The following is a 4,716-nucleotide window of genomic DNA, read 5'->3' as shown; positions in this document are numbered from 1 at the left end:
TATTTGAAAAAGATATTTGCTGGTCGCTATGTGACAGATGCCAAAACGGATTTTGTCCTCTTCATCATTGGGATGCGAGTTAACAATCTTCTTGCTTTTCGCAAATGGATTCCTGTTGCCAAAGCGATGGGTCCAATGATTAAGGAACTATATCAAAACCCTGAACTTGGATTTATCCACACGGAGGTTTCATTAAGCTGGAGGGGAGTCACCCTCATCCAGTATTGGAGGAGCTTCGAGGACCTTGAAGCCTATGCACATGGAAGGATTCACATGAGAGCTTGGACAAGGTTTAACAAGAAAACAAAAGGGAATGATGCGGTCGGTATCTTTCATGAAACCTATCGGATTGAAAAAGGATCTACCGAGGGTATTTACGTAAACATGCCAAAAACCGGCCTTGCCCATGTTACCACCCATGAACCAGTGACGAAAGAAATGAACACCTCCCGTATGCGTTTGATGAAATAAGCAAAAAGGGAATCCCAAAATACATAGGACTCCCTTTCATTCATTTCTTAATATGGGGCACCTTCTCAAAAAACTCCCGGTAATCATCCACATAGTAATCCGCCTCAGCAGAATGATTCTGAAACAGGCACGTTTGAATGCCCAGCATCTTGGCGGGAATGATATCAAGCTCCCGGTCCCCGACTGCCAGGTCAAGCCCATATTTTTCATGCAAATATCGATAGCTCGCCGGGTCAGGCTTCCTCGGATACCCATCATCAATGGCGACAATCTCCGTAAAATAACGGCTTAGACCATTTGCCTCTAGAATAGCTCTTGCAAGCGCCCGCTCCTTATGAGTCATAATCACATTCACATCAGCCGCTGCAAGTACCTCGCAGAGACCCGGAAAAGGCTTAAAGTCTTCGGGTTCAAGTTCACGCTCCAGCTGCTTCACTCGCTTGATTTCCTCATCCGATAAACCAAGCTCCTTGAAGGCATGGCCAAAGGAGACCTTCAAGAGGGCAAAGATTTCTTCATCCGAAAGACCGCACTGAACGGCCTCCTTGACCATTTTTGTATAGGCAGGATACGTATCCATCAAAGTCCCATCAAAATCCCATAATATGTTCATGCGGTTTCTCCTATTTCTTGACCGTCGTCCACCCGTCGGCCTGCGTCACTTTTCCTTCTTTCATTAATCGGCCTAAAGCACGCTTAAATGCTGCCTTGCTCATGCCGAATCGCTTCTGAATATCCTCTGGGTCAGATTTATCCCAATAAGGCATGCTGCCTCCACGGCTCTCAAGATACGTAAGAATTCCCTCTGCATCTTCATCTAAACGTTCATGTGTTCGAGGAAGAAGGGAACCATTTAAGCTGCCGTCCTCCTTCACGCCGATTACACGGCCTTTCACAAGCTCGCCAAGACGAGGCTCGACAGAACGCTCGCTTTCATGAACGAAGCAGCGATAGCCCTCTGTTGTCAGGATGAATGTCCCAACCCTAAGGAGACGATAGGCACGCCCTTCAAATTCCTTGTTCATGAGAGATTCTGGAGCTGGTTTGCTTAACTCCTGGACCACTGTTTCCGTCGCAAGACGGCCGAACATACGGCCGCGGCTGTCGACCATCAGCGTGACATACAGCTGATCGCCCACCTCCGGCCAAATTCGTTTAATCCGAGGAAGGTCATCGGAGGAAATCAATAAGTCCTTTTGAAGACCGATATCTAAGAATACCCCATGACTCGGGTGAACATCTACGACAGGTGCCCAGCCATATTCCCCTTCCATGATAGACGGGAGATTCATCGAAGCAGTCAAACGGCCATCCTTATCATTGAATAAGAATACTTCAATTTGCTGGCCAATTTCGATTTCTCCGACAATCTCATTTGTATGGAGCAAGACATCCTCTTCCCCATTTGAAAGGAAATAACCAAATGTCACTTCCCTTTCTACTGTTAATGTTGCTTTCATTCCTGGTTGTAATTGATTCATTAACCTTCACCGCTTCCTTAAATTCAAAAATCGTTTATTTCATTATTATTCCCTATTCTCCGGTCAAATAAGGACTCATAGGATCATGTTTTTTTCGGTTTGCTAGAACAAGCTTATCACTTCTAACCGCATAGCAATACGGACAGCCGAATGGACAAGTGTCATAGCTTCCCATATCAATTGACTCTGCGCAGCCGCATTCTGCCCGCTGGTATTTATCCTTCTTAACCGGCAATGAATGATTCAGTACCTTTTCAATATAAGCTTGATCGATACAAGCCCCATGCATAATCCCATACTTCTCCAGATTTACCTGCTCCGAGCAGGTCGTAATGGACATTCCATTCTCTCGTGCAATGCTGGATAAGCCCTTCACTAAATCGGTCAGTTTCTCCGTTTGATCTGGAGAAAGCCAATCAAAGAACACATACCCCTTCTCTGTTTCCAAACGGCCTAGTCTTCCTTTTGTTTTGGCGTAAAAATCCATAAAACTGATTACGACCCTGCTTGTCTGTCCATTCAGTTCTTTGGCGATATGGGAAAACCGTTCCAAATGATAGCAGACATCCGTTTGATTACTAAGGATGATTGGGTCATATCTCCACACCATATGCTCAGGGCCAAGCACATCAGCCAGGCGCCTAAAGGTGTCGATCCGATAAGATAAGCTTGGGACTCCCGGCTCTAACGCATCCGGATAGTCATTTAAGGTATAATGCATAATAGACTTATACCCTTTATCCAAGAGCTCAGGCAGATAACGAAGAATGGGCCTCGGATTCTTTGACCAGAATACGATTGCATCCACATGATCTGCAGCCAAGGAAACCTTCTTTATCTGTTTTCGATTATACGGATTGACCTTCATGAAGGAACCTGCCCTGATTCGATTTATGAACCACTCAGCATAAAACGCCGGAATATCAGTACGCCTGCTTGCGCTAATGATCATCTTATTTCTCCCCTTGTCTTTATCTTAAACGGAAATATCTCTTTTGACAAAGAACCACCATGCCACACCGTAAAAGAAACAAAAATGAAGCCCTAATATGACTATGGAAAACAAGAAGCTCATCTCATCATAAACAGGTCTGTTCCCGAAGAAATATTGATCAAGCTTCGTATTCTCAAACAATAGAATCATTCCAGCCTTCCATTCAAGAAGACGAAACACCTCAGTCACCAATTTTCCGCCAAGTAAGGCAGCCATGCCAACTCCGATGGAAAAGGCCCCATTCTTAAAGACTGCCGATACCATATACGTAAATGTCACGATCAGCATCGATTCCGTAAAGGCTATCACGTATTTGAGCATAATCCCTTTGAACAGATAACCGCTTACCGAGAATCCTTCAAACCCAAACAAAAGGCCGCCAATAACCGCCGATACGGCAAATGCGAGAATAAAGAGATAGAACAGATAGAGGATGACTGTGAGCCATTTCGAGAACAATAGAGCCGAGCGCGAAATAGGCCGTATCACAATCAGCTTGATGGTTCCATATTGAAACTCATTTGAGAGAATGGTGCCCGCAGCTCCAATCCCCATAAAGGCAATAATGATCAGTGTGTTTGCTGTAATAGACATGTAGTTTAACATATTTCCATTGTTAGCTCGCACTATATCTGAAAAAAATAAAGCAAGTATACACATCACGACCGGCATAATCAGAAAAGAGAGCTGAACAAACCGGTTCCTCGCCATCCGATAATGCTCATTGATCAGCATCGATATCATGATGGTTTCCTCCCTTCACTAACGGATTGGAGAAACACTTGTTCAAGTCCTTGATTTTCAAATGCTAAATGAAAGACATCTATCCCCTCTTGAACGAGCAGCGCATTGACAGCGGGGACTTGGCTCTTATCGACTGCAAGCCGAATCCAGCCATTGTCATTAGAGATAACGGCATAGCGCTCACTCAATAGCATCGCTGCCTTGTCCGGCTCACTCGTCTCAATTACGAGCACCTCTTCTTGTACTGTTTCTCTTATATCCACTATTCGTCCATCCTTCATAATAGCAATTCGGTCACAAAGCATTTCCACTTCCGATAGCAAATGTGTAGAAAGAAAGATGGCTGTTCCCTCTTCACGGGCAAGGCGCAGCAAATGCTGGCGCAAGTCATGCATACCGGTCGGGTCAAGCCCATTAGTCGGCTCATCTAATATAAGCAATCTTGGTTTATGTAGAATAGCTTGTCCGATTCCAAGCCGCTGCTTCATGCCTAGCGAGTATGAAGCAACCTTATCGTGAATGCTGTCTTCGAGCTGAATAAGCTCCACTACCTCTTGAATGCGTTCCTTCGTGATTCCGGTATATAGGTTGGCTACGAGCCGGAGATTCTGCCAGCCTGTCAACTCTAGATAGAAGGCAGGGTTCTCAATGACCGCACCAATTTCCCTAATCGCTGATAGATAGGATTTCTGGATATCAGAGCCCAACACTCGGATGGCTCCTCCCGAATGCTTCATCAACCCGCAAATCATCCGAATTAAGGTGGTCTTTCCGGCACCGTTCGGACCTAATAGCCCAAATATTTCCCCTTCCCGAACATCTAAGTTGATGTTTTCAAGAATGGTCCGGCTGCCGATTTTTTTGTCAACCCCGTCTATTTCAAGCACGGATTGTGCCATGTTCATTCCTCCTTCTTCAACAACCCATTTTACACTATTTGTTTCATGGATAATACGAATTTTTCTCAAAACCAAGTATCTGTCTAATCAGCACCAATAAAAAAAAGGAACGTTAAACGTTCCTTCA

6 protein-coding genes are annotated in these 4,716 nt (G+C 44.8%); 1 reads left to right on the top strand and 5 read right to left on the bottom strand.

What is annotated here, in order from left to right; genetic code table 11:
- Positions 1-3 precede the first annotated feature (3 nt).
- Complete coding sequence (locus ACI35L_RS09470) at positions 4-471, top strand: DUF4188 domain-containing protein (RefSeq protein WP_439802752.1); 468 nt, start codon at positions 4-6, stop codon at positions 469-471.
- A gap of 40 nt (positions 472-511) precedes the next feature.
- Here ACI35L_RS09470 and ACI35L_RS09465 read toward each other — a convergent pair whose 3' ends face one another.
- From ACI35L_RS09465 to ACI35L_RS09445, 5 genes are read right to left on the bottom strand one after another with little or no spacing between them, the layout of a single operon-like run.
- On the bottom strand, positions 512-1,084 hold the full coding sequence (locus ACI35L_RS09465; RefSeq protein WP_439802750.1) for an HAD-IA family hydrolase: 573 nt from the start codon (positions 1,082-1,084) through the stop codon (positions 512-514).
- A gap of 10 nt (positions 1,085-1,094) precedes the next feature.
- Complete coding sequence (locus ACI35L_RS09460) at positions 1,095-1,952, bottom strand: CvfB family protein (protein ID WP_439802749.1); 858 nt, start codon at positions 1,950-1,952, stop codon at positions 1,095-1,097.
- Positions 1,953-2,004: 52 nt separating this feature from the next.
- On the bottom strand, positions 2,005-2,904 hold the full coding sequence (locus ACI35L_RS09455) for a DUF1848 domain-containing protein (protein ID WP_439802748.1): 900 nt from the start codon (positions 2,902-2,904) through the stop codon (positions 2,005-2,007).
- Between the two features lie 24 nt (positions 2,905-2,928).
- Complete coding sequence (locus ACI35L_RS09450) at positions 2,929-3,690, bottom strand: ABC transporter permease (protein ID WP_439802747.1); 762 nt, start codon at positions 3,688-3,690, stop codon at positions 2,929-2,931.
- Positions 3,687-4,589 carry an ABC transporter ATP-binding protein gene (locus ACI35L_RS09445; protein ID WP_439802746.1) on the bottom strand — a complete coding sequence of 301 codons (903 nt, stop codon included), beginning with the start codon at positions 4,587-4,589 and terminating at the stop codon, positions 3,687-3,689. Before ACI35L_RS09445 ends, ACI35L_RS09450 begins: the two co-directional genes overlap by 4 nt.
- Positions 4,590-4,716 lie beyond the last annotated feature (127 nt).

It is taken from the genome of Pradoshia sp., assembly GCF_051873915.1.
GTDB lineage: Bacteria > Bacillota > Bacilli > Bacillales > Pradoshiaceae > Pradoshia.
The sequence above is the reverse complement of the archived record's forward strand: the minus strand, read 5'-3'. Positions and strand labels throughout refer to the sequence as shown.